At 70.8% G+C, this 23,598-nt stretch carries 21 protein-coding genes and 2 pseudogenes; 14 read left to right on the forward strand and 9 right to left on the reverse strand.

The features are described from left to right. The first annotated feature begins 18 nt into the window (after nucleotides 1–18). On the forward strand, nucleotides 19–501 hold the full coding sequence (locus OG802_RS33070; protein WP_329416494.1) for a hypothetical protein: 483 nt from the start codon (nucleotides 19–21) through the stop codon (nucleotides 499–501). 287 nt (nucleotides 502–788) lie between these two features. On the opposite strand, the gene OG802_RS33075 is transcribed toward OG802_RS33070, so the two are convergent. Continuing rightward, nucleotides 789–1,607 carry an SAM-dependent methyltransferase gene (locus OG802_RS33075; RefSeq protein ID WP_329416495.1) on the reverse strand — a complete coding sequence of 273 codons (819 nt, stop codon included), beginning with the start codon at nucleotides 1,605–1,607 and terminating at the stop codon, nucleotides 789–791. Between the two features lie 400 nt (nucleotides 1,608–2,007). On the opposite strand from OG802_RS33075, the gene OG802_RS33080 reads away from it, so the two are divergent. The 4 genes from OG802_RS33080 to OG802_RS33095 all read left to right on the forward strand — a co-directional run bounded on the left by OG802_RS33080 (nucleotide 2,008) and on the right by OG802_RS33095 (nucleotide 4,957). Then, nucleotides 2,008–2,430, forward strand: a complete 423-nt coding sequence (locus OG802_RS33080; RefSeq protein WP_329416496.1) for a hypothetical protein — start codon at nucleotides 2,008–2,010, stop codon at nucleotides 2,428–2,430. 285 nt (nucleotides 2,431–2,715) lie between these two features. Beyond that, nucleotides 2,716–3,156, forward strand: coding sequence for a VOC family protein (locus tag OG802_RS33085; RefSeq protein ID WP_329416497.1), 441 nt, complete (start codon nucleotides 2,716–2,718; stop codon nucleotides 3,154–3,156). Between the two features lie 168 nt (nucleotides 3,157–3,324). After that, nucleotides 3,325–3,636 carry a putative quinol monooxygenase gene (locus tag OG802_RS33090; protein WP_329416498.1) on the forward strand — a complete coding sequence of 104 codons (312 nt, stop codon included), beginning with the start codon at nucleotides 3,325–3,327 and terminating at the stop codon, nucleotides 3,634–3,636. Between the two features lie 265 nt (nucleotides 3,637–3,901). Continuing rightward, nucleotides 3,902–4,957, forward strand: coding sequence for a hypothetical protein (locus tag OG802_RS33095; RefSeq protein ID WP_329416499.1), 1,056 nt, complete (start codon nucleotides 3,902–3,904; stop codon nucleotides 4,955–4,957). A 113-nt stretch (nucleotides 4,958–5,070) separates the two neighbouring features. Here the strand turns inward: OG802_RS33095 and OG802_RS33100 are convergent, their stop codons facing one another. Both OG802_RS33100 and OG802_RS33105 read right to left on the reverse strand, forming a co-directional pair. Beyond that, nucleotides 5,071–5,631 (reverse strand): hypothetical protein, encoded by a 561-nt coding sequence (locus tag OG802_RS33100; protein WP_329416500.1) that lies wholly within the window; start codon nucleotides 5,629–5,631, stop codon nucleotides 5,071–5,073. Nucleotides 5,632–5,788: 157 nt separating this feature from the next. Beyond that, nucleotides 5,789–6,010 carry a hypothetical protein gene (locus OG802_RS33105; RefSeq protein ID WP_329416502.1) on the reverse strand — a complete coding sequence of 74 codons (222 nt, stop codon included), beginning with the start codon at nucleotides 6,008–6,010 and terminating at the stop codon, nucleotides 5,789–5,791. A gap of 290 nt (nucleotides 6,011–6,300) precedes the next feature. Between OG802_RS33105 and OG802_RS33110 the strand changes: the two genes are divergently transcribed. From OG802_RS33110 to OG802_RS33125, 4 genes and pseudogenes are all read left to right on the forward strand, one after another. After that, nucleotides 6,301–7,101: a MerR family transcriptional regulator gene (locus OG802_RS33110; RefSeq protein WP_329416504.1), complete on the forward strand. Its 801-nt coding sequence runs from the start codon at nucleotides 6,301–6,303 to the stop codon at nucleotides 7,099–7,101. Continuing rightward, nucleotides 7,098–8,312 (forward strand): glycosyltransferase, encoded by a 1,215-nt coding sequence (locus OG802_RS33115; RefSeq protein WP_329416505.1) that lies wholly within the window; start codon nucleotides 7,098–7,100, stop codon nucleotides 8,310–8,312. The genes OG802_RS33110 and OG802_RS33115 overlap by 4 nt, the downstream gene beginning before the upstream one ends. A 144-nt stretch (nucleotides 8,313–8,456) precedes the next feature. Continuing rightward, nucleotides 8,457–9,189, forward strand: a pseudogene (locus OG802_RS33120) (transposase family protein); the annotation flags it as partial. Nucleotides 9,190–9,307: 118 nt separating this feature from the next. Beyond that, a pseudogene (locus OG802_RS33125) lies at nucleotides 9,308–10,112 on the forward strand (IS5 family transposase). A gap of 7 nt (nucleotides 10,113–10,119) precedes the next feature. On the opposite strand, the gene OG802_RS33130 reads toward OG802_RS33125, so the two are convergent. Continuing rightward, nucleotides 10,120–11,628, reverse strand: coding sequence for a DUF4246 domain-containing protein (locus OG802_RS33130; protein ID WP_329416506.1), 1,509 nt, complete (start codon nucleotides 11,626–11,628; stop codon nucleotides 10,120–10,122). 399 nt (nucleotides 11,629–12,027) lie between these two features. Here OG802_RS33130 and OG802_RS33135 point away from each other — a divergent pair, with 399 nt between their 5' ends. Then, nucleotides 12,028–12,492: a hypothetical protein gene (locus OG802_RS33135; RefSeq protein WP_329416507.1), complete on the forward strand. Its 465-nt coding sequence runs from the start codon at nucleotides 12,028–12,030 to the stop codon at nucleotides 12,490–12,492. A 696-nt stretch (nucleotides 12,493–13,188) separates the two neighbouring features. On the opposite strand, the gene OG802_RS33140 is transcribed toward OG802_RS33135, so the two are convergent. Then, nucleotides 13,189–13,917: an SCO6745 family protein gene (locus OG802_RS33140; RefSeq protein ID WP_329416509.1), complete on the reverse strand. Its 729-nt coding sequence runs from the start codon at nucleotides 13,915–13,917 to the stop codon at nucleotides 13,189–13,191. Between the two features lie 79 nt (nucleotides 13,918–13,996). On the opposite strand from OG802_RS33140, the gene OG802_RS33145 reads away from it, so the two are divergent. Then, a complete protein-coding gene (locus OG802_RS33145; RefSeq protein WP_329416511.1) occupies nucleotides 13,997–14,926 on the forward strand; it encodes a LysR family transcriptional regulator in 930 nt (309 codons plus the stop codon). 177 nt (nucleotides 14,927–15,103) lie between these two features. Next, nucleotides 15,104–15,667 carry a dihydrofolate reductase family protein gene (locus OG802_RS33150; RefSeq protein WP_329416512.1) on the forward strand — a complete coding sequence of 188 codons (564 nt, stop codon included), beginning with the start codon at nucleotides 15,104–15,106 and terminating at the stop codon, nucleotides 15,665–15,667. Nucleotides 15,668–15,700: 33 nt separating this feature from the next. On the opposite strand, the gene OG802_RS33155 is transcribed toward OG802_RS33150, so the two are convergent. Further along, on the reverse strand, nucleotides 15,701–16,027 hold the full coding sequence (locus OG802_RS33155) for an NIPSNAP family protein (RefSeq protein ID WP_329416513.1): 327 nt from the start codon (nucleotides 16,025–16,027) through the stop codon (nucleotides 15,701–15,703). 212 nt (nucleotides 16,028–16,239) lie between these two features. Here OG802_RS33155 and OG802_RS33160 point away from each other — a divergent pair, with 212 nt between their 5' ends. After that, nucleotides 16,240–16,902, forward strand: coding sequence for a hypothetical protein (locus OG802_RS33160; RefSeq protein WP_329417595.1), 663 nt, complete (start codon nucleotides 16,240–16,242; stop codon nucleotides 16,900–16,902). 287 nt (nucleotides 16,903–17,189) lie between these two features. Here OG802_RS33160 and OG802_RS33165 read toward each other — a convergent pair whose 3' ends face one another. From OG802_RS33165 to OG802_RS33175, 3 genes are read right to left on the reverse strand one after another with little or no spacing between them, the layout of a single operon-like run. Further along, nucleotides 17,190–18,596, reverse strand: a complete 1,407-nt coding sequence (locus OG802_RS33165) for an MFS transporter (protein ID WP_329416514.1) — start codon at nucleotides 18,594–18,596, stop codon at nucleotides 17,190–17,192. Then, complete coding sequence (locus OG802_RS33170) at nucleotides 18,593–20,608, reverse strand: PEP/pyruvate-binding domain-containing protein (RefSeq protein WP_329416515.1); 2,016 nt, start codon at nucleotides 20,606–20,608, stop codon at nucleotides 18,593–18,595. The genes OG802_RS33165 and OG802_RS33170 overlap by 4 nt, the downstream gene beginning before the upstream one ends. Then, nucleotides 20,605–21,978, reverse strand: a complete 1,374-nt coding sequence (locus tag OG802_RS33175; RefSeq protein WP_329416517.1) for an ATP-grasp domain-containing protein — start codon at nucleotides 21,976–21,978, stop codon at nucleotides 20,605–20,607. The genes OG802_RS33170 and OG802_RS33175 overlap by 4 nt, the downstream gene beginning before the upstream one ends. Before the next feature lie 361 nt (nucleotides 21,979–22,339). On the opposite strand from OG802_RS33175, the gene OG802_RS33180 reads away from it, so the two are divergent. Further along, nucleotides 22,340–23,545, forward strand: a complete 1,206-nt coding sequence (locus tag OG802_RS33180; protein WP_329416519.1) for a PAS domain S-box protein — start codon at nucleotides 22,340–22,342, stop codon at nucleotides 23,543–23,545. The last annotated feature ends 53 nt before the right edge of the window (nucleotides 23,546–23,598 follow it).

The following is a 23,598-nucleotide window of genomic DNA, read 5'->3' on the forward strand; positions in this document are numbered from 1 at the left end:
CGAGGAAGGGAGCCTTCGTTGGCGAGTCTGTGGCGGGTGCGCGTCACGCACCTGAGCGACGACACCGTCGAGCTGACCCTGTCGGCCATCCATCCGGACGCCGGAGAGCCCTCCGCGTCCGCCGCCTTCGCGATGCGGCTGCTCGCCGACACCGATCCCGAACGGCTGGACCGCGAGGCCGGGCCCGGAGCCTACTGGGACCCGGTCGCCCTCGCCGCGTACGCGGACCGGGTGATCGCGAAGGTCTCCGTGACGTCCCGGCGCCGGATGCCCTTCGACGAGAACGCGGCCCGAGAGGGCATCGAGGCCGAACTGCGCGCCGGCGGCCTCGATCCCGCCGACGCCGACGCCTGGCAGACCGCCTTCATGGCGGCCTGGGGCGCACTGTGGCAGGACCCCGACCGGGTCCCGTCCGCGGTGCTGGAGATCCGCCTGACGGACCGGACCTGGCTGTCGGGCCTCACCTCCGGGCAGGAGTGGGACACCGCGGCATACGGCTGAGAGGCCCGGAAACCCCGGAGCCACGGGAACCGTTCGCCGGCCGGGGACGCCGTCCCTACGCTGAGCCGGAGCGGGACCGGCCACTCCCGTAGGTTGCGGTGCCGTGGCAGAGCGGCCCGTTGCGTCGCCGTGGGCTAGGTCCCTCCCACGGCGCTCTGCGGAGACGGAGCGGACCTGCTCCCACCCGCCCGCGGGTTCGAATCCCGCCGGTACCCGCAACCGAACCGGCGACGATCACCACCGGCGATCCCCACCGGTCGATCACCGCCCCGGCGTCGCTTCTGGGCCTAGGCCTTCCGGGCCAGCCCGGCGGCGATGAGGTGTTCCCAGACCGTCAGCTCCCGCTTCTCTCCGCTGCTCCACGGGTTGTCGGTCACGTCGGGACGCCACAGGGACGCGGGGACGATCCCGGGGTCGAGGATCTCCAGGCCGTCCAGCAGCGCGGCGATCTCCGCGTCGGTGCGCCACCGGCCACGACCGAACGTCTGCTGGAGGACCTTCTCGGCCTCCGCGGTCTCCGGGTTGTTGCCCGAGCGGAAGTGGCTGACGAAGAAGTAGCTCCCGGACGGGACCTGGTCGCGCCAGTAGCGGACGATGCCGGCCGGGTCCTCGTCGTCGTTGACGTGGTGGAGGATGGCGCTGAGGATGACGGCGACGGGCTGATCGAAGTCTATGAGCTCCCGCGTGTCCGGGTGGGTGCGGACGCCCTCGGGGTCGCGCACGTCGACCGCGACGACGCGGGTCCGGTCGTTGTTCTCCAGCAGCGCGCGTCCGTGGACCAGCACCTGGAGGTCGGTGTCGACGTAGACGACCTTGGACTCGGGAGCGTGCCGCTGCGCGACCTGGTGGACGTTGTCCGCGGTCGGCAGGCCGCTGCCGAGGTCGATGAACTGCCGGACGCCCGTGGTCTTCGCGATCTCCCGGACCGCCCGGGTCAGGGCCGCGCGGTTGGCGAAGGCGATGGCCACCGAGCCGGGCAGATCCCGCTTGAACACGTCGCCGATCTCACGGTCCACGGCATAGTTGTCCTTGCCGCCGAGCAGATAGTCGTAGACGCGGGCGATGCTGGGCTTGGTCGGGTCGATGGAGGAGCCTTCGTACGTCATGCCGGCCATTCTTCCCGCAACGCCGCCGGCGCACCCTCGTTTTGCGATGCTTCAGCGTCCCGCCAGGGCGGCGACCCACCGGCGTCCGGGGAGGTCCGCATGTCCCGGGGAGCCCGCCCCCGAGCCCTGCACCCGCACGTTCATCTGCGGCCCAAGACGGTCGGCCGAGGCAGCGCTTGAGTGAGTGTCAGGTCCATCATGCCTGTTCGGAGACGCTTTCGGTAGGACACAGCGCACGTCCGTCGGACCTTGTGACGACTGGTGCCGCGCGTCAGACTCGTCGTCATCCACTCCCCGGCCACCGTGTCGGCAGCCGTTCCCGCGGCTGCCGGCATGTTCGCCGTGCCGTCCCGCCGTGTGACGTGCACGGGCCGGGGGGTGGTCCGACGAAGGGGGACCGATGGATCAGGACATGGTCGTGCTGGCGAGAGTCAGGCTGCTGAGCGCCAACCGGCGGGTGGTGCGCGGTGCCGAGGGACTGTGGATCTACCGTCTTCTGACACAGGTCGAGCCGGAGACATACGGATCGAAGCTGGTGTACGTCCTGGTGGAGACAAGCGCGTCACCCCTGCTCCGCGAGTTGCCCGAGCAGCGGGCGGCGCTGTTGGACGAGGCCCTGGAGGTGGCGAGATCCCTCGACACGTCGAACCCCTACCGGGCGAAGATGCTGGCCAGAGCCTTGGCGGCCAGGCGCCGCCAGACCACGGACGACCACCCGCCGCAGCCGCAGCCGCAGCCGCGCCCGTCCGAGGAGCGCAGGCAGCAGACGGCCCTCGTGGAGGAGCCCGACCGACACGGTGTGCGAGACGTGGTGAGTGGCTGACGGGGGTTACGGAGGCCCGCCCGCACGCAGGCCACCGACGGCCACCGGGCAGACGGGCAGACGGGCAGAAGGGCAGAAGGGCACCGGCCTCCGACCACGACCGTTGGCAGGGTGGAGCAGTTTCCCGCACTACGGGTTGGGTTTCGCTCAGTCCAGAACCACTGATCCAGGGCGATGCTTGCGGAGTTCGGTGGTGGGCGGATGTCGAGACCGCGCCACCGGCTCCGTCCCAGGGGCACAAGCGGCCATCACCGGCCGAAACGAAGAAGAAGGGAGCGACCAGGCATGGCCGTTCAGCGGATGGACAACGTCGGCATCGTCGTGGAGGAGATGGAGGACGCCATCGCGTTCTTCGTGGAACTGGGCATGGAAGTGGAGAGCAGGGCGGAGGTCGAGGGCCGCTTCGCCGACCAGTGCACCGGACTCGAAGGCGTCCACTGTGACATCGCGATGCTTCGGACGCCCGACGGCCACAGCCGACTCGAACTGGCGAAGTACCGCAGCCCCGCCGCGATCAGCCCCGGACCGCGCAACCGGCCGCACAACATCGTGGGCACGCACCGCGTGATGTTCGCCGTCGACGACATCGAGGACACCGTCGCCCGGCTGCGTCCCCACGGCGCCGAACTCCTGGGCGAGATCGCCCGGTTCGAGGACGTCTTCCTTCTCTGCTACGTCCGGGGCCCGGAGGGAATCATCGTCGGGCTGGCCGAGCAACGGCGCTAGTCCGACGGCCGTGTCACCGGCCTCTTCCGGACGACCACCAGCACGGCCGACATCCCGCACTGCAGGGGCGGGGCATGAGGTGAGGGAGCCGAATCCACCCGCCCCGCTCCTCCGCGCCCTCGCGAGGAACAACCCTCAGACGACATCCCGGCAGGACAGGAGACACACATGGGCAAGATCGGCCACTACGTGAAGTTCCGCACGCAGGAAGGACAGCGGGACGCGTTGGTGAAGATCCTCCTGCACGCCGCGGAACTCGCCCAGGACGCGGCAGGCTGCGAGCTGTACATCGTCAACACCACCCCTGATGCCGACGACGTCGTGTGGGTCACCGAAATCTGGTCCGACGCGGCCGCCCACGCGGCCTCCCTGTCCGCGCCCGGAGCCAGTGAACTCATCGGCCAGGCCCTGCCCCTGCTGGCAGGACCACCCGAGCGGATCGACCTCCATCCCGCCGGAGGAATCGGCCTGCACACCTGAAGACCCGGGCAAGGACGCCACGACGGCACGCGAACACCCAGCCCGTGGGAACCCTGGGCTGCGCCCATGGCGATCAGCGAGGACGGGGCATACGAGGTCGTGGTTCGACTGGCTGCCGGAGCCGTCCCGGCCCAGGCGTTCGACGTGACGGACCCGGTCGCCTGGACCGACCTGGATGTCCGGGTGCGTGAACTGGCCTGGCGGCGACCCGAGCTGCTCCACTCGAACGCGTCGCCGTCCGGGCGGCGGACGAGCCGGGAGTCGGATGCGCCGGCGCCCGCCGTCACCTGGCGGCGAGTGCCCGGCGACGCCCGAACTGGCCCTCGCCCTCTGCCACCCCGACGGCCGTGTCCGCGAGGCCGCGCTGGACCGGTCCCGGAAACGGCCCGCTCTGTTCTCGCTGGTCGTCATTCGCTGCGCGGACTGGGCGGGTCCCGTGCGTGACCGAGCTCGCGCGATCCTGGCCGAGGCGCCCCGACCCCTGCTGATCACGCATGCCGCACTGGTGTTGCGGGTCGCGCGAAGGCCCCGGGGCGGCTTCGCCGAGGAACTGCTGACCCTGACGCTGCGCGAGGGCCCGGCGGCGCTGACCGAGGCGCTGCTCGACAGCGTCGACCGGGACACAGCCCGCCTGGCGCACCGCATTGCCGTCGAACGGCGGCTGCTCCCCGTCGCGCGGCTCGCCCGGACCGCCGCCCGCCACCGCGACATCGCCGTGCAGGACCTGTGCGCCGACGCGGCCGTGGCCGCCCTCGATGAGGGTGACTGCGACGCGTTCTCCGACGTCGTGAGGCCGTTGCTCGCATCCCGGCAGCCCCGGATCAGGGCGGCGGGGGTGACCGCCCTGCGCCGGATCGGGCGGCATGCCGACGCCGAGCCGTACCTGGCCGACCGCTCCGCCCTCGTACGGGCCTGCGCCCGGTGGGTGTTGCGCCAGGGCGGAGCCGACCCGGCCCCCATGTACCGCGCCCTCTGCGCCGACCCCACAGCGCGGCCCGCTGCCGTGGTGGGCCTCGGGGAGTGCGGAGTGCGCGAGGACGCGGATCTGGTTCGGTCGCTGCTCGCGCATCCCGTCCCCGGGGTCCGCGCCTGCGCCGTGGCAGGGCTGCGGGCGCTGGAGGAGGTGCGCGTCGACGACGTACAACCGCTCCTGGACGATGCGTCGGCGGCCGTGGTCCGGAGCGCGACCGCGGCTCTGCTGCCGTCGGCCGATCGCCTGCCGCGAGAACTGCTGCGCGGACTCCTGGCCGACGGCCGCCCCCGCCATCAGCGGGTCGCCGCGATCCGGCTGCTGAGAGCGGCCGGGGTGCGCGTGGCGTGACAGCCCGCCGACTGTGGCGTACCGAGTGCGAGGGCCCGCTCACCGTGGGGTGGGCGGGCCCTCGTGCGGCACCGGTTCGTGTACGGGCGTCCGGTGACGCGGTGCTCGCGTGGTTACGCGGCGGCCTTCTTGGCGCCCGAGAACGCGGCGAACGCGCCGATGGCGAGGAACAGGAAGGTCATCGGGTCGGCGGTCTCGTTCCAGCCCTCGGTCAGCACGTCGAAGTGCTCGGTGAACAGCGACGTCGCCGAGACGTTGAGTTCGTCGGCGCCGATCACCGCGATGCCGATGAGCTGGCCGAGGTAGACCGCTCCCAGCGACAGCACGGCGCTGAGCACGGGCAGGGCCGGGTTGGCGCCGCCGATCCTGCCTGCCGCGAAACCGATGACGAAGCCCACGCCGACGGCCGCGTAGCCGATCTCGTACTCGGTCGCACCGACGATCCCGCCGTAGACGCCCGCCATGACCAGCGCGACCGCGACGGCGGCGAGCAGGCCCAGGGCGACGTTGCCGCGGGCCGGCGGGGTCGGAGGCATGAACGGGGCCGCGGGGGCAGGTGCGGCGGCACCGGCCTGCTGGGCGTAGGGGTTGCCGTCGGCGGAATGCGGAGTGCCGGCGACGGGCGCCTGGGCGAACGGGTTGCCTTCGGACGGCGGCTGAGTTGGCTGGGTCATGACAGAGTCCCCCCACGGGCTGCTGATGCGATGAGCGGCGTGATGTGTGCGCACGAGTGTGCGACAAGATGCCGAAGAGTAGCAGCAGGGGCGACCCTCTTCACCAGCAATTACAGGGACCGCCCGAGTGGGGGTCGGTCGATGGGCCGGCACCGGGTCAGAACAGCTCGTCCTGCACGGCGGGAACGGGACGATGCCTGGCGCGCCGGGCCGATGGCCGGGCGGGCGGCTCCTGGCCGAAGAGGGGGAGCGTGCCGTACTCGTCGGGTTCGGCGGGCACCGGAGTGGGACCCGTCCCCACGTTCAGACGCAGCGGAACCTCACGATCGAAGTCCGCCGGCGTCATCGCCGGCCACTCGCGATCCTGACGTCCGCTCATCGGTGTTCCTCCTCCCCTGCATCATCCCCTACCCCTGCCACCCGGCCGGCACGCCCCAGGCGAAGATCGAGGGCCCGCCCACGTGTGTGTACTTCGGCGCCCGCGATCCGCCCTATGACGAGCGCAGTCAGTGAGTTGGCCGCAGCGCGGTGGCCACCCTGAAAGCTCAATGGGCCGTAGCTCGCGGACCGGTGAGCATCCCCCGTCTTCAACCCCGAGGCGCAACGTGCGCGAGTTGACCCTCCCCTTACGTCAGGCTTGAGGCTGTGTACCGACGAAAGGGCAGGTGGATGAGCTATTCCGTGGGGCAGGTCTCGGCCTTCGCCGGGGTGACGGTGCGGACACTGCATCATTACGACAAGGCGGGGCTACTCTCGCCCAGTGACCGCAGCCACGCCGGATACCGGCTCTACAGTGAGGCTGACCTGGTCCGTCTCCAGCAGATCCTCTTCTACCGTGAGCTCGGCTTCCCCCTCGACGAGATCGCCGCGATCTTCAAGGATCCGCAGGTAAACCCTTTGGAACGGCTCCGGGCCCGGCAGCGGCAGCTGAGTGAGGAGATCGCCAGGCTGCAGCGGCTGGCCGAGGTGGCGGAACGGGCGATAGAGGTCCAGAAGACCGGGGTGTCCCTGACTCCTCAGGAACGCTTCGAGGTCTTCGGTGAAATCACCTTCGACCTGAGCTATGCCACCGAGGCAGAACTGAAGTGGGCGCACTCGGAGGGACAGCGCGAGGCGATGGCGCGCGCGGCTGCTCACACCAAAGAGGATTGGCGCCAGCTCATGGGCGAGGCCGCCGCCTGGCGCGCGGAGCTACTCGCGGCCTTCGACGAGGGGGAGCTGAGCAACGGCGAGCGGGCCATGGACCTCGCCGAGGAGCACCGCTTGCACATCTCACGATGGTTCACCTCCTGCCCACCCGACATGCACCGGCGCGTCGCGGACGACTTCGTCGCCGATCCCCGCGCATTCGCTCTGGTCATACCGCCGTCGCAGCAACGCCCGGGCCTGGCCGCCTACACGCGCAAGGCGGTTCACGCCAACGCGGACCGCCACGCAGGTGGCCGTACCGATTCCGAGGAGAATCAATGAGGATCCTGATCGCCGCGGCCGGATCGCGCGGCGACGTCGCGCCCTACACGGGTCTGGGCGCCGAACTGTGCCGGGCCGGATACGACGTTGCCCTCGCCACCACAGACACCTTCGCACCCCTCGTACGCGACGCAGGGCTGAAATTTCGCAGCCTCCCAGCCGACACACGAGTGCGTGGCGGCGTCACAGGCAAACGTGAACTTATGCGCACCGCTGCCGCGTTCATTACCGAACTCGGTCAGGGCTTCGCCGACGTGATGGACGATGGCACGGACCTGCTCCTGCTGTCGACCACCACGGCTCCGCTCGGCTGGCACCTCACCGAGGCCACGGGCACACCGAGTCTCGGCGTGTACCTCCAACCCACCGCACCGACCAGCGACTTCCCGCCCGTCGTCACAGGCTCCCGCTCACTGGGCCGTCTCGCCAACCGAGCAACCGGACGCTTCGCACTGCGGATGGCCGACCGCGTCTACGAACAGGCTGTCGCAAAGCTGCGCCACCGCCTCCAGCTACCCCCGGCCTCACCCTCCGAGATGCGTCAACGACAGGAACAGGCGAATTGGCCCATCTTGCACGGCTTCAGCACGGCCTTGGTGCCTCGCCCCTCCGACTGGCGCTCCGGCCTGGAGGTCGTGGGCAACTGGTGGCCCCCACACGGCGCGGCCGAACGGCTGCCTACCGACCTGGAGGACTTCCTGCGCGCCGGACCCCGACCCGTCCTCATCGGCTTCGGCAGCATGGCGTCCGGCGACGGGGAACGGCTGAGTGAGATCGCTGTGCAAGCCCTGCGCCGCGCCGGGCTGCGCGGCATCCTCCAAGCCGGCAGCGCCGGGCTCGCCGCCGACGGGGACGACGTGCTCACCATCGGGGACGTACCGCACGCCTTGCTGTTCCCACGGCTGGTCGCGGTGGTCCACCATGGCGGGGCCGGCACCTCGGCCGCCGCCTTGCGCGCTGGAGTGCCCGCGGTCACCGTACCGGTGACAGCGGACCAGCCGTTCTGGGCAGGGCGACTTGCCGCCATAGGCGCCGCCACCGACCCAATCCCCTTCCGATCCCTCACCGCCGAACGGCTTGCCGACTCACTTCACCAAGTAGTGAAGCAGCAGGCACACCGTCGAGCCGCCGAAAAAGCGGCGCAACATCTGGTGACCGAGAACGGAGCTGGCCAGGCCCTCAAGTCCATCCAGCAGCTGACCGATGGTTGACGCCAATCCGTTCCTCGTCCTCGTCGCTGCGCTTCTTCAGTCCGGGCACCGATCGGGTGACGGCTGAGGGCACGTGACAGGCCAGGCCCCCGGGTTGTTGATGGAGATGTCTGACGTCTCGACCAAGCAGCCCCGGAGGCCTCGTTGGTCATCTATCCACCCGCACTCGACGTGCCGCATGCGCTCGTGGAGTGGGTCACCATGCTCATCGTCACCCGCGAGGGAGACCGGCGCTGCAAGCTGCGACCGTCTGGACGCGCGATGGTGGCGCTCGTGTACTTACGTGAGCACATCACGTTGGCGCAGTTCGCCGCGGGTTTCGGGATCAGCGAGTCCACCTCCCACGCCTACACCACCGCGGTCACCGACCTGCTCGCCGAGCGCGCTCCGGGCCTGCTCAAGACACTGCGTGAAGCCGACCCGGGACTTCGTCCTGCTGGACGGCACTCTCGCCGAGTGCGACCGCGTCGGTGACGGGCGGGCGGACCACTCGGCCAAGCACCGCCGCCACGGCGTGAACGTGCAGGTCGTCACCGATCCTGGCGGCCGGCTGCTGTGCCTTTCCCGCGCGCTGCCGGGCCGCGCCCATGACCTGACGGCCGCCCGTACCCACCGGATCATCCGTATCCGCGAACGCCAGGGGATCCCCATCCTGGCCGACTTCGCCTACCAAGGAGGAGGTTCCTGGGTCACGACCGGCGTCAAGCGCCGACCGCACTGCGGCCTCACCCCCACCCAGCAGACCGCGAACCGGGCGTTGGCCCGAACCCGCGCCCCGGTCGAGCGCGGTGTTGCCCGCCTCAAGTCCTGGAGGATCTTCCGTCAGGCCCACTGCAACCCAAACTGCGTGACGTCAATTGCCAAAGCCGTACTCACTACTCACCCTGGAGCGGCACCGCTGAAGAACCTCAGTGAACCTCTTTCATCCTGGGGTCTGAGGAGTGAAACAGGCTGGTCAGCGTGGTGGTGACGTAGCGAAGCCCCTCGTCGTTGGTGTGGTGATCTCACTCAACACGCCGACGGCCGGGGGCTTCGTTGGTTCCGTATCCTTCCATGCTCGACGTCCCGTACGAGCTGGTCGAGCATGTCTCCTGGCTCGTCTACACCCGAAGGCGTGAACTTCGCTCACCATGGCGGAAGTTGAGCTGCTTCAAGCAGGCCCTGCTGGCACTGGCCCACCTGCGGAAGAACGAGACGTTCGCACAGATCGGCGCCGGTTTCGGGGTGTCGGAAGCGACGGCCTGGCGCTACGTCGACGAGACGCTTGAGGTCCTGGCCGCCTGGGCGCCGGGCCTGCACGAGGCCCTGGTCGGGCTGGGCGAGGGCGACTTCGTCATCGTCGACGGGACGCTCATCCCGACCGACCGCATCAAGGCGGACGAGCCTTACTACTCCCAGAAGCACCGCAAGCACGGCATGAACGTACAGGTCATCGCGGCCCCGGACGGCACACCACTGTGGTTCTCACGCGCGACACCAGGACGTACCCATGACCTCACCGCGGCCCGCGCCCACGGCATCATCCAAGCGTGCCTGACCCGACAGATCCTCGTCCTCGCGGACCGGGCCTACCAGGGTGCCGGCGCCACTGTCCGCACCCCCTATTACCACCACAACGAACAGCCCGAGCACTACCAGGAGTTCAACCGTGACCACGCCCGGCTGCGGGCTCCCGGCGAACGCGCCTTCGCGCAGCTGAAGTCCTGGCGACTCTTACGGCGAGCCCGATGTTCCACCCGGCGTATTGGCACCGCCGTCCAAGCCATCCACACACTCTTGACCTGCGACTATTCAGGATGAAAGAGGTTCAGTGCTCGCAGAGCGAGAACTCCCGTTCATAGAGCTGCTCGTTGTGTTCGCCGACGAAGTACTTGCGCTCCTGCATGAGTTCTTCGCGATAGGCCTTGGCCTGGTCGAGCGTCATGGTCGATGTGGGGGACCAGGGTTGTTGGGGCGGCACGTCGGACGTGGAGACGATTCTCTCCGACGGGTCGACCAGGAAGAAGGCCAGGATTTTTCGGTGTCCGGGGCGGGTCGGGTCGGCGAGGCGGAATGAGCCGACGCGGTGCTGCAAGACGTTCGGGAAGGCAAGGCAACGGCCCGCTGGTGTGGCTGTCGAGCCCAGAACCTGATTCAGCGCGTCTTCGTTCTCGAGCCCGTAGACCTCGCGCAGACCGTTGTCGTCGTTCTGGGCGTATTCCGGATCGTCGAGCGCCGTCCGGAAACTCAGCCGGCTTTCCGTGATGTTCTCGCTGTCCCAGTAGTAAATGCCCGTGGAGACGATCCGCTCGTTCAACATCCCCTCGACATGCCAGGAACCGCCGGAGTACTCGGGCTTTTCCGGAGTGAGGTGAATGGTGGCGAGTTTGACGATGATCTGGAGGCCGCGGCCGCCCAGGTCGACGCGGGAGGAGCCGTCGGGAACCTCGGGCGAGGTGAAGACCGGGGCGTCCGGGACGACCGGACGTCGGTTCTCCCACCAGTCGTCCTGGGCCGTTTCCCATGCGCTGAGCGCTTCCGCATAGGCCTCGGCGTCACTGTAGGAGGCCTTGTCCGGATACTCCGGCTCCGAGTCGTACCACCCGTAGGGGTCGGCCTGGATCCGCAGGGGCCGCGGATGACGCAGATCGGTGAGCACGTTCTCGAAAAGCGGGAGCAAGCGCCCGAACAATTGCGGCAGCACCGACGCCAGTTCACCATGATTTTCGGGGTGCACGTTGTTGACGTAGGAGCGGAAGGCGACTTCACCGTCCGAGTCGACGTCCACGTCCGTGGGCAGCCACTGGAACCTCTCCGAGAACTCGTACCGGGAGTACTGGTTCGTGGGGTTCTGCCAAGCCCGCTCGGGCGCCTTGCTCGCTTCTCTCACCAGGCAGAACAGCGAGGGATGAACCAGGTCCAGCACCTGGCCGTCAGACCCCGGGTGCCAGTCCTGTTCCGACGCGGGAACCTGCTCCAGAACCTCGACCGCCTTGCGGAGCCGGGACCTCAGCTCGTCGTCGACGAGGGTGTCCGAATGCCACACCCCGTCGACGGCGGAGGCCTCGATGCCGGTTCGTTCATCCCGTAGAGAGGCGTAGTGTCGGAGTTCGTCCAACACATAGCGGACTTGCGCTTCGCTGAGGCCCTGGGAGAGCGCTTCTCGCGTCCATCTGGCCACGATGTCGGTGTCGTTCATTTTGTTGAACCAATCCGGCTTCGACCGAATCAGCGAGCTGCACTGCATCATGTGGAGTTCCCGCAGCGTTCGGGGCGTGGCGAACGCTGTGCAGCGAGAGGATTGAAAGGGCAGCGGGAATGGAGACAGGTCGGTCAATTCTCTTCGTCCTCCCAGACGGTGTGCAGTGCCGGGAAGGATACGTCAGCGCACTGACATCGCGGTCACGGCCAATGCCACCGTCACCAATACCGTCGATGCCGATGCCGATGCCGATGCCGATGCCGATGCCGATGCCGATGCCGATGCCTATGCCGCGTCCCCGTCACTGCCACCGTCGCGGCCTGGCCCCGCGCCCGGGGCACAAGAGCCGCCGTGCAGTCACACCCCTTCGCCGCCCCCAACCACACGCGGTGGTCCAGCCGTTGGTCGGCGCACGGCCGAGATCGTGCGCTGCGCCGGCCGTCCGCAGGGCGGTGTCCGGCCTGACGTCGCCATGATCTACGGTTTCCTACCGCACATCAGTAACGATCAGTTTCGGCAACGGGGATCACGTACATGTTCAAGACGGCGAAGCCCACCATCGGCCTGCTCGCAACGGCAGTGCTGCTCACCGGGTGCGGCGGCGAGGAGAAGGACGCAGGCGCCGCAGCAAAGACCGGCGAGGTGTCACCGAGCGCCTCCGCGAGCGGCGGGGCGGGGGGTCCGTCCTCGGGGAAGAAGGGCGTCACGCACGAGGTGGTCTTCGAAGTGGGCGGTAAGGGTGCGACCCGGGTCATGTGGATCGGGAACACCAACCACTTCGAGCAAGTGACGCTGCCCTGGACGAAGACGGAGTCGGTGCAACTGGAGGGCGCCGAGCTGAAGGTCGGCCTCCTCGTGTCGGTGGTACCGGGTTACGTCAAGGGGCCGGACGGGCTGCTTAAGCTCGCCCCGTGCTCGATCAAGGTCGACGGCAAGCAGGTCGCCGACAATCAGGACGGCAAGTCGCCAGGTCCCTGCGAGTTCAAGCTCAAGGGCTGACGACCGGTGCCCCGCCGTCCACGCGCCTTCGCCGGACTCCGGCAGGGCATGTGCGCGTGCTCGACACACCGGTCGAGCACGCGCCCCGCGACGGGCGACGCGCTGGGCATGCCGGCGGCCCAGCGGGCAACCGCCGTCCGCGAGCCGAGAGTTCCGACCGCGCAAATCGCGGGCGATGGTGGTGTGCCCGAGGCGAGCGGACGCGGCAGCCTCCCCTCGGCCACCCGCACCAGCCGTGGCAACGCGGGGCGGGCGGTCGTCGGCGGGCCGTCGATTCAGTTCAGGGCGGTCGCCCATGTGGTCAGGGCGGTGAAGAGCCGGTGATCAGGGCGTGCGCGAGGTAGTCCGTGCGGACGGCCGGCGTCCAGCCCGACGTCCGGTGGGCGAGGGCGGCGAGAGCGAGGGGGACCATTCGCACTGCCCTGCTCCCTGATCGATCTCTGTGACAACTCTTTGCGACGACGCCTTCGGCAGCTCGCTGCGACGAGCCGGCCGCTCCCGCTCCGGCGTCGGCTCCGGCGCCGGCAGCCGTCCTGGACGCGGCGCATCCTGATGTGACAGGAGTCCGGTCCGGCCCGAGCACCGGAACATCATCGTCGATCATGAGGTACGGGCGTGGCGCTCCTGGGGATGCGCAGTCCGGTCACGGCGTCGAAGAAGCCGTCGTGAGGCCGTCGTGAGGCCGTCAAGGCACCGTCATGAGTCGGTCAACTCGGCGACGAGGCTGGCGAATTCGGCGCGTTGGCGGCCGGTCAGCGAGGCGTAGAGCGGGGCCTGCAACGCGTCGGTGAGGTGCTCAGCTCGTCTCCGTCGGGGGACCAGCGGTGCGGCGACGGGGCGCGGCTCCGGCCAGCCGTAGCGGCCCGCCTGCTCGGCGCCGAGATTGATGATCATGGCGTCACGGGCGCTCAGTCCGCTCAGGCGCACCGCCGCCAGATGGCAGGAACCACGGTGTTCCCGCAGGACGTGGACGCGCTGCATGGCCGCACCGACCGGGTCGTCGGCGGGGCAGGGCTGCGCCCTCCAGCCCGCGAACAGCGGCAGCGCGTCGGCGTCGGCGGCGTCGATCAGTTGCTGCGCCAGGCGGTTGAAGTGCTCCACGTCGGCGTCGGGGGGAATGTGGGCGCGTCCCCACTCGCGGACGGCTTCCGCATAGCAGGCGGCGGCCTCCTCCGCCGGCATCACGGGCCGCCCCGCCAGCCAGCCCGCTGTGATCAGGTCAGGGCCGAGAAAGCCCTGCACTGCCTGGACCACCGGGACCGGCGCCTCGCCGAGCACCCCGAACCGGCCGCGGCAGTAGAAGCCGCGGCCTGCGGGGAAGCCGGCCCGCAGGCCCACGGCCGCGGTCGTCTCGTCGGACATGAACTCGTCGCCGAAGTCGTGCAGGGGCCGGGCGACGGCGGCGATGCAGTCGAGGATTTGCATGGGCCGAAGATCGCCCACACCGAATCAGCAGGTCAAGGGGGTGTTTTCTGACGCAACCCGTTAGGTAACCTATCGAGTCATGTTGGACGTCCGCCGCCTGCACATGCTCAGGACCGTCGCCGGCCGGGGCTCCATCGCCGCGGCCGCCCAGTCGTTGGCGCTGTCCGCCGGCGCCGTGTCCCAGCAACTGGCCGCGCTGCGCCGGGAGGTGGGAGTGGACCTGCTGCGCCCCGACGGGCGAACCGTGGCCCTGACGGAAGCCGGCCGGACGCTCCTCCTGCACGCCGACCGGATCCTCGCCGCCGTGCAGGAGGCCGAGAGCGCCGTCGCGGCGGTCAAGGGAACGGTCGGCGCCACCGCCACCCTCGCCGCACTGCCGTCTACCGTGGCCCGGATCGTGGCCCCCGCCCTGACCGCGCTGGAAGCGGAGCACCCGCAGCTCACCGTGACCTGCCTCGTCACCGACCAGGCGCAACTGCGCGAACTCACGCTCGGCGCGGTCGACGTGGTGCTGGGCCAGCGCTACCATCACCTGCCCGATGCCACACCTCAGGGCATCGAGCTGTGCCCGCTGCTCGACGATCCGCTGCTCGTCGTCACGGCCGCCGACCGGACGGACGGGCGGCCCGTCCCCTTGAGGGAACTGGCGACGCACAGCCTCGCCGTCCCGCCCCCGTCCACCGAGTGCGGCCAGGCCGTCCAACAAGCCTGCCGGCAGGCCGGGTTCACTCCAGTGGCCCGCTACGTCACCGCCGACATCGCCGCCCAGCTCACCCTCGTCCGGACCGGCCTGGCCACCGCGCTCGTGCCCCGGACCGCCATCGACCCGGACACGCCCGGAATCCGTACCGCGCCCATCGCGGACCGCCCGATCCTGCGCCTGCTGTACGCCGCGACGCGCCGCACCGAGAGCACGGACCCGACGACCGCGGCCGTCGTAGCAGCACTGCGGGCAGCGACACGGGACGACCGCGCCCCGCGCCTTCCGCCGGTCCGGGGAGGCCGGTAAGAACGAACGCCGTCACGAGACGCAAACGACGGGCGGCGGCGTCGACTCCGGGACGGGCCCGGCGTTCCGACGTTCCGAGTTTCGGTCCAGTGTTCTGCGGCAGTGTGGCCTGACCGATGAATCCTCCGCGCTGTGCTGGTCTGTAGGCCGGACACCGACTCACGGGAGGCTGACACCATGCGGAAACTGGCCTTTGCCATGAACGCGAGCCTGGACGGCTACGTCGCCGCGCCGGGCGACGACCTCGGCTGGAGCGTGCTGAGCGACGAGCTGTTCCAGTGGTGGTCGGACCGGGTGGACGCGACGGGCCTGGCGCTCTACGGGCGCAAGCTGTGGGAGACGATGTGCTCCCACTGGCCGGTCGCCGACAAGCAGCCGGACGCCACACCGGCGGCGATCGAGTACGCCGGCCGCTGGCGGGACATGCCGAAGGTGGTGTTCTCCTCCACTACCGGCGCGGTCGACTGGAACGCCCGTCTGGTCACCGGTGACGCGGTCACCGAGATCACCAGGCTCAAGGCCGGCGACGGCGGTCCCATGGACATCGGCGGTGCCACACTCGCGGCGGCGGCCATGCGGGCCGGGCTGATCGACGAGTACGCGGTCGTCACCCATCCGGTACTGGTGGGCGGCGGCACGCCGTTCTTCACGGCCCTGGACGACTGGGTGAACCTGACCCTGGTGGAGACCCGGACGTTCCCCGGCGGCGTGACCCTGACCAGGTACGAGACCAGACGCTGAGCACACGACGTCGGATCGGCGCCCCGGACTCGCTCACGCCGGTGACACCCCCACGCCGTCGTCGAGCGGTCGCAGGAAGCGGCGCTCGTACCGCCGGATGCAGCGGGTCTCACGGGCCAGTTCGAACGCTTCCTGGCACTCCGGGTCGGACATGCTGTCCGTGCGGTAGCGCTCGTACGCGGCCAGGCCGGGAAAGGAGAACAGGGCGTAGGCGATGTCGCTGTCGCCCTCGCTCGGCAGGAAGTAGCCGTGGTGCGTCCCGCCGAAGCGGTTGACGAGCCGGACCCAGCGGCGACCGTACTCCTCGAAGTCCTCGAGCTTGTCGGGGTCGATCTCGTACTTCAGATGGACAGTGATCACGCCTGAATCATGCCTGATCGTGCCCGCATCACGCCTGTGTCCTGCCGAGTGACAGATGTCGGGGGAGTCGGGGCCCGCACCGGACTACAGACCCAGCGCGGTCCCCGGAGCGACTCCCGACCATGGTCGGATTCAGGCCAGTCGTGGGCTCCGGCCGCCGAGGGGGCACAGGAGCGTTACCGTGTCATGCCTATGACATTGAAGAGGTGACGATGATGACGGTGGTGCGCATGAACGGATTCGCCTCCAACGGCTCGACCCGTGCCGGCCTCGCGGTGAGCGCCGCCCTCGTGTCGACGCTGCTCTGCACGCCGGCGGTCGTGGCCGCCCCGGTGGAGGCCGGCGACGGTCCGGGGGCGGCCGTCACCGCGCCCGCGCCCGCGCAAGGCGAACGGGCTTGCCCTGTCGTGTACTTCGACCTGGGGGAGACCCTCGTGCACACCGCCGACGACGGGAGCACCGCCTACCTGTCCGGGGCGGCCTCGTATCTGCGGACCCTGCACGCACGCCACATCAGGGTCGGCCTCATCACCAACGTCCCGCCCTCCTGGGGCGCGACCGACGCCGAGCGCGCCGCCCGGCTCCGGACGGAGGTCGACGCGACATGGCGGGGCACGGCGGCCTTCGCCTGGGCGGACTTCGGCGACAGGATCCTCACACCGCGCACCGAGGCCGAACGCAAACCGTCCCCGGCCCTGTGGCAGCGTGCCAAGCAGGTCTCGGCCGGCTGCCGGGTCGTCTACCAGGCGGAGACGGCCCAGGAGGTGTCCGTGGCCTCCTCGCTGGGCTTCGTCTCGTACCAGGTCGGCCGGCCCCACCGGCCCGTGTTCCTGCCGGCGGGACTGGTGGACCTCCTCGGCCGCCGCTTCGGCTGACAGCGGCAGCGGCAGCGGCGGCAGCAGCAGTGGAACCTCGACTGCGACTGCGACTGCGACTGCGACTGCGACTGCGACTGCGACTGCGGCTCCGGCCCTGCCGGAGCGGCTGCCTACCGGGGTCCTGGAGGCCCGACGGGTCCGGGCGGCCGACGGACGCCCGGACCTTCCATGTTCCTACCGCTACCGCTACCGCTACCGCTACCGCTCCCGCTTTTACCGCTCCTCGCGCTCCTACGGCTCCCACGGGCCCGCCCCACGGGCCCACAGCCCCCACGGTTCCTGAGTCACGTCCGCGGTCGCCGCGAGCCCCCGTCCGGTTCGAGGGTCTCCTTGCGGCCGGCGTCGACCGGGTCCGTCAGGCCGGGCGCACCGTCCTGCGTCGTCGCCGACGCACCGGCGCCGTCCCGGTCCTCGCGGGCCACCGCCCCGCTGCGCAGCAGCAGTTGGAAGGCCCCGAGCAGCACCGCCGTGGCCAGGGCGCTGTGCCACAGCAGGGCGTCCAGGCGTCCGGCGGACAGATAGGCGCCCGCGGCGATCGCGGCCAGGGCGCACACGGCGCGGTCCACGATGCTCTCCACCGACAGCAGGGTGGCCCGCGGTGCGTGCGCGGGGACCGCGTCGTTGACCAGTTTGCGCTGGATCGGGAACGCGAACCCGGTGGCGGCGGCGAACAGGCACAGCAGGGCGACGACGACCCATGGCCCGCCCAGGGTCATGGCCGCGAGGGTGCCCGCCAGCGCGAGACTGAGGACGGACACCCAGGCGACCGGCGGCAGTCTGCGGCTGAGCCATTGGGGCCGTGCGGACGCCACCGCCTCCGCCACGGTCATCGCGGCCAGCACCCCGCCGTGCGAGGCCTCGCCGATGCCGTGGTCCAGCAGGATCGGCTGGAACAGGTTGACCTGGCAGATGCGCGACAGCGTGAAGACCGCCACGCCCTGCACCATCACCAGGGCCAGCCACGGCGAGGAGGCGACGCAGCGCAGCGCGGTCCCCGCGTCCCGCAGGAAGGCGCCGCCGCGGCGGCCCCCGCCGGACTGGCCGCCCGTCCCGTCTGCGGCTTCGGCCCCGGGCTTCGTTCCGGCGAGCCGGGGCAGCAGCACGGCGCAGACGAGGGAGCCCGCCGCACTGGCGGCGCTGAGCACGTACGGCGCCGGGTGCGCGAGGGCCATCAGCGGACCGACCAGCGGCCAGCACACCACCTTCGCGGCCAGCCCCAGCGCCCGCGCGGTGCCCTCCGCCCGCAGGTAGTGCTCGTCGCACCGTTGCGCCCGCAGCCCGTCGTACAGGTAGGCGCTCGCCGCGCCCGAGGTGAGCGACCGGCCGGCGGCGATGGCCAGGAAGTGGAGGAGGAACCCCGTGTAGGAGGCGCTGAAGACCGGGGCCAGGTTCGCGGCCGTCATCACCACGGCGCCGGCCCGCAGGCAGTTGCGGGTGCCGATCCGGTCGGCGATCAGCCCGGTCGGGATCTCCAGCAGGCAGAAGGCCACGTAGTAGATGCTCTGGATGCCGAAGATCTGTCCGTCCGAGAGGCCGGCCTCCTTCTGGTAGGCGTAGAACACCGGCATCCACCACAGCAGGTTGAACAGCAGCTGGAAGCCGTAGTTGAGCCGGATGATCCGGCGGGCGGTGTCGGTCAGGCCGGTGGCCGCTGCGGCGCCGGGGCGCCGGAGGCCGGGGCGCGCCCTCACAGCGCGTAGGGGCGGATCTGGACCAGCCGGAAGTCGCCCTGTCCGGTCATCAGCCACTCGATGTCGAGGGGCCGGTCGACGTCGTCCGCGCTGAAGTGGGACTGAAGGAGCCGTCCGGTCAGCGACAGGTCGGCGAGCCGGGCGCGGACGGCGGCGGACAGCCCCTCGCCCCATGACCCCAGCGCGACGGTGCGCCCGCCGCCCTCCACGGTGTTGTACAGGTACTGCTGAGGCAGCACCGTCCCGTCGACCACCTGCTCGGGCGAGCCCGGGGAGCAGTTGAGGTAGACGTTGCGGAAGTCCTCCCGGCGGGTCGGGTCGCACGTCACGAGGACGCCTCCCAGGGAGGCGGGCACGTACTCCTGGATGATCACGCCCATGTAGGTGTCGTCGAGCGATATGCCGACCTGGTGGCGCAGCCGCACGCTGCGCGGTGACACGAGGGAGGCCCACACCTGGCGTACGGCGTCGAGGAGTTCGGCCGTGCCGTGGACGGTGGTGACGGAGTCGTAGACGCCCGCCGCGGAGAACCCGGGGAGGTCCTCGGCGTTGGAGGAGGAGCGCACCACCAGCCGTCCGCGTGGGGTCGTCGAGGCGGGGAAGGCCTGCTCGATCCGGCGGGTGACCGACTCGGGGACGGGGGTGTGCCGGATCAGGTGCTGAAGGTGCAGGCACAGCGAGTCCAGGACGTCGCCGGCGTCGAGTTCGAGCGCCATCTTCAGCTTGCCGATGCCCTGCTGGATCGCGGGGGAGGAGGCGAGGAACCGCTGCTGGAGTGCGAAGGGGAGGGCGACTCCTTCCGGGGCGCCGACGGACTCGGCGACGAACTCGGCTGCCCTGGCTCGCAGTTGTGCGGGGGTGGGGTCGCTGAGGCCGAGGCGGGCGGCGAGGTGGCCGTAGAGGTTCTCGCGCGGCGGGCGGGGCCGGCCGTAGTAGGAGGTCAGGTCCACCGTGCGGCTGTCGAGGACGTGGTGCAGCTCGCCGAGGTTGGCCGCCTTCGTGCCGTAGCGGTCGCGGTCGGCGCCGCGCAGCCGGTGCAGGGACAGTACGGGGGCGTCCTCGAGCAGCGGGGGTTCGAGGCGTATGCGCTGCTGGTGCCAGGCCGGAGCGCGCAGGTCGGGCTCGTGGTCGAGGCGCTCCAGGGATATGTCGTCCTCGCCGACCCGGTAGCGCACCCACGCGCCGTCGAGGCCGTCCTTGTCGACGAGCTGCTCCAGGTCGCGGACGATCGCGTTGGGAATGCCCCAGCCGGAGGCGAGGACGTTGGTGTGCGAAAGCGGCGTGATCGGCGCGGTGTTGACGAATCCCGCGACGCGCGGGACGTCGTCGGGCAGGCAGGGCATGGCCACGATGTCCGCCCAGCCCAGACCGGTCTCCGCCGCCCTGTACTCGTCGGCCGTCCGGAAGAACCGCAGCCGCCCGGTGGCCTCGCCGGGGTTCAGCGGTGTGCGCTCCCGGGAACCGAACAGTTCGTGGCTCAGGATGCGCGGCACGCGCTGTTCGCTGATCGCCGACAGTTCCTCCTCCTGCCCGTGGTTGGCGGGCTTGAGCAGCAGCGGCAGCCCGCTGTCGACGCGGGAGCGCACGAACTCGTAGAAGTACGTGAGCAGTTCGCCGTTCATCGTGTCGGCCTCGGTCGTCTCCAGGACGAGGAAGGGCCGCTCCCTGCCCGTCGCCCGCTCGGTGTGCAGGGACAGCACGCCGAGCAGGAACCGGCGTCCGGGGTCGGTGTAGACGGAGGCGTTGAACGCGTCCAGCTCCGCGTCCAGCGCGGCCAGGTCCATGCCCAGCACCCGGGTGGCGACGTAGTTGACGTGGAAGGGGTGCGCACCGGTGTCGAGCAGGTGCCAGGTGTTCTCCGCGCGGTCGACGACGACCTTGAGGTAAGGGTGACCCGCCAGGACTCCCGACAGCGTCCGGAAGAGCGGCAGGGAGAGGTTCTCGCCGACGACCGTGCGGTCCGTGGCGGGCGCGGCGGGCGCGGCGGCCCCGGTGTCCAGGTGGGCGGTCATGCGGAGACCTCCTCGGGCCGCGCGGCGGGCAGCACCCGCGGCAGGGCGTCCACCAGCGTCTCGAAGTCCCGCAGCACGGTGCGCGGGTCGGCGGCGGAGAGCAGGCACAGGGCCGCCATGGTGTTGGCGCCGGCGGCGGGATCGTAGACGGGCACGACGCTGCCGTCGGGCAGGGAGCTCTCCGCCACCACCGACAGCTCGCCGCCCGGGCTGAGCGGGACGCCCGACGCGACCGCGGGGAAGTCCCAGATCCTGCGGTCCTGCCAGGCCTCGCCGCGGCCGTCGACCGCGAGGACGACGAGGGAGCCCGCGGCGCCCCGCGCCCGCTCCGGTGCCAGGGCCTGCTCCGGCCAGTCGACCGGACGTCCCAGCAGGCGGTCGACGAGCATGCCCACCAGGTCCAGTGCGAAGACGTCCTCGATCTGCGGCACCGTCATCGCGCCGCCGAACCGGGCGGCGGTCTCGATGAGCCACATGCTGCCGTCCGGACCGAGCTTGATCTCCGTGTGCGTTCCGCAGTCGCGCAGCCCCAGCGCGTCGACGGCACGGCGCGCGAGGTCCACGACACGGTCCTGCGCGTCCGGCGAGAGCGGGGCGGGGGTGATGCCGGCGCGCTCGGTGAAGGGCTCGACGGTGGGCATCCGGCCGCTGAGGCAGACGGGGTGGAAGACGCCGTCCGCCACGACGCCCTCGACGCTGAGGTAGTCGCCCCAGCCGGGCTCGTCGAACCAGTCCGCCGCCGTGCCGGTGACGATCTCCTCGACCACGAAGTCGGCGTCCGCCTCGGCGACATGCAGCTCCGCGTATCCCAACCGGGCCGAATCCGCCATGACCTGGCGGGAGCGGGCCCAGGCGGCGGACGCCTCGTCGGGGGAGGCGATGATCTGGTGGGCGGTGGACCCCGCGCTCCAGGCCGCCTTGAGCAGCAGCGGACACGACAGGGAGTCCACCGCCGCACGCAGGTCTGCCTCCGTGACGACGGAACGGAACGCGGGCTGCGGCAGCCCCGCCCGCTCCCATGCGCCGCGCATCAGCCGCTTGTCGCGCGCGAGCGCGGCGGCGGGACCCGCGCCCCGCAGCCCGAGCTTCTCGCAGGCCTCGGCGACCGCGACGACCGCGTACTCGGAGAAGGTGATCACGGCGTCCGCGCCCGCTTCCTGGGCGTGCGAGACGATCAGGGACACCAGATCGCGGCGGCTCGCGTCGTCCGGCGTCGTGACCGAGGCGCACAGTCTCCGCGCGGTGCCCGCGACCGAAGGGGGAAGAGCGCTGAGCGCCAGCAGGTGCACGTCCGCCCTCGCAGCCGTCCGGGACAGGACATGGCCGAGCGGCGGACCACCCTTGGCATGCACCAACAGCACCGTGCTCACAGAAATTCGTCTCCATTCACCTGGTCGGCAGGGGCCCTCACCGGCATTGGCGGCGTGGTGCGGGCCCGGGGATGGTGTGCGGGCGACGGCGTCCGTCGTGTCCGCCCGCACACTCCAGGGGACCAGGCTGTAACCGTCCATACCGGCGCAGAGGACGCTCGCGACTCAGGCAAATGCCTGAGTCCCGGCGGCGATCCACGGGTTTTCGTCCCCGGAAACCGACCTGAGCGGACGAGCGGCGCGCCGGGCCGGCGCCCACCCCCCCGGCAACTCGGCCGGGAATGGGGCTTGTGCGCCGACGGCCGCGATATCCAGGGCAGGTGACTGAGCGTCAGCCAGTCGTGTACGGACGGAGACCGTTGTGGGCGATCCAAGCGTCAGGACACTGCTCGAGGACATTCCCGTGTTCCCGAGGGCCGTCGGGGAACCGTGGCGGACGGGGATGGACGACGGCATCGCCGGGCCCTGGCGGGCGGGCGGGCCGGTCGACGCCGGCGCTCTCGCCCGCCCGGGCGGCTCACAGCGCGCCCCGGACCGGCGGGAGCGCGGAGCGGGCCTCGCGGCGCCGCCGGGCCCCGCCGTCTTCGCGGATCTCGTGGACCTCGCTCCGGCCGCCGCCTTCATCCGGGACCGCGACGGGCGCTATCTGTGGGCCAACCACGCCTACGCGCACCTCTACGGCACCGTGCCGCAGGAACTGGTCGGCAGATACATCGAGGACTTCGACACCCCGGCCGAGGCCGACCGGTTCCGAGCCCTGGACCAGCAGATACTCACCCGGGGCACGCCCGTCCGCCACACTCTGCGCTATCTGCGCCGGGACGGCACCACGGGCCGCGCGGTCGGCCACCGCTTCCCGGTGCGGGAACAGTCCCGTACCTGCGTCGCCGGCATCTACGTGGACATCACCGACCACCTGCGGGCCACGGCGCAGCGCCAGGAGGCCGAGGAGAACCTCAGCGCCCTGCGGGACCACAGCGGGCTGCCCTGCGCCCTGCTGTCGGCGAACGGGCGGGTCGTCGAGGCGAGCGTGGCGGCCGCCGAACTCTTCCATCTCGGCCTGACCGACCTGGTGGGCCGCCGCGCCCACACGCTGCTGGCGCCCGAACCGCGGCCCGAGCTGGACCGGTTGCACCACCGCTGGAACAGTCTCATCGCCCGCCGCACCCGACGCGTCGAGACGACCGCCGTGCTGGTCGACAGCCTCGGCCTCCAGCGGCGGGCGGAGCTGCACCTGACGACTATCGGCCATTGTGCGGGCCGGGCCCGGCACGTCTGGGCGGTGATCACCCACCAGAGCCTCGCCCACGAGGCGCACCCGCCGCTCACCGCCGCGCAGATCCGCATCCTGTCGCTGCTGGCGCAGGGCAGCAGCAACAGCGACATAGCCGCCTCCCTGAACCTGTCGCGGCAGACGCTCGACTACCACCTCGGCCGCCTGCGGCGCCTGTTGGGCGCCGCGACCCGTCCGGCCCTGGTGGCCCGCGCCTACGTCCTCGGCATCCTCGCCCCCCATGCCTGGCCCCCGCGCTCGGCCACGGCGGCCCATCCCCTCAGCACCGCGTGAGCCCCGGGTTCGACGCGCCTCAGCACCGCGTGAGCCCCGGATGCGACGCGCCT

It is taken from the genome of Streptomyces sp. NBC_00704 (assembly GCF_036226605.1).
GTDB lineage: Bacteria > Actinomycetota > Actinomycetes > Streptomycetales > Streptomycetaceae > Streptomyces.

Bases quoted from the DNA above. Each gene is read 5' to 3' on its own strand.
- OG802_RS33075 (WP_329416495.1), bottom strand. From the start codon at position 1,607: ATGACGTACGAAGGCTCCTCCATCGACCCGACCAAGCCCAGCATCGCC.
- OG802_RS33080 (WP_329416496.1), top strand. From the start codon at position 2,008: ATGGATCAGGACATGGTCGTGCTGGCGAGAGTCAGGCTGCTGAGCGCC.
- OG802_RS33085 (WP_329416497.1), top strand. From the start codon at position 2,716: ATGGCCGTTCAGCGGATGGACAACGTCGGCATCGTCGTGGAGGAGATG.
- OG802_RS33090 (WP_329416498.1), top strand. From the start codon at position 3,325: ATGGGCAAGATCGGCCACTACGTGAAGTTCCGCACGCAGGAAGGACAG.
- OG802_RS33095 (WP_329416499.1), top strand. From the start codon at position 3,902: ATGCGCCGGCGCCCGCCGTCACCTGGCGGCGAGTGCCCGGCGACGCCC.
- OG802_RS33100 (WP_329416500.1), bottom strand. From the start codon at position 5,631: ATGACCCAGCCAACTCAGCCGCCGTCCGAAGGCAACCCGTTCGCCCAG.
- OG802_RS33105 (WP_329416502.1), bottom strand. From the start codon at position 6,010: ATGAGCGGACGTCAGGATCGCGAGTGGCCGGCGATGACGCCGGCGGAC.
- OG802_RS33110 (WP_329416504.1), top strand. From the start codon at position 6,301: ATGAGCTATTCCGTGGGGCAGGTCTCGGCCTTCGCCGGGGTGACGGTG.
- OG802_RS33115 (WP_329416505.1), top strand. From the start codon at position 7,098: ATGAGGATCCTGATCGCCGCGGCCGGATCGCGCGGCGACGTCGCGCCC.
- OG802_RS33135 (WP_329416507.1), top strand. From the start codon at position 12,028: ATGTTCAAGACGGCGAAGCCCACCATCGGCCTGCTCGCAACGGCAGTG.
- OG802_RS33140 (WP_329416509.1), bottom strand. From the start codon at position 13,917: ATGCAAATCCTCGACTGCATCGCCGCCGTCGCCCGGCCCCTGCACGAC.
- OG802_RS33145 (WP_329416511.1), top strand. From the start codon at position 13,997: ATGTTGGACGTCCGCCGCCTGCACATGCTCAGGACCGTCGCCGGCCGG.
- OG802_RS33150 (WP_329416512.1), top strand. From the start codon at position 15,104: ATGCGGAAACTGGCCTTTGCCATGAACGCGAGCCTGGACGGCTACGTC.
- OG802_RS33160 (WP_329417595.1), top strand. From the start codon at position 16,240: ATGATGACGGTGGTGCGCATGAACGGATTCGCCTCCAACGGCTCGACC.
- OG802_RS33170 (WP_329416515.1), bottom strand. From the start codon at position 20,608: ATGACCGCCCACCTGGACACCGGGGCCGCCGCGCCCGCCGCGCCCGCC.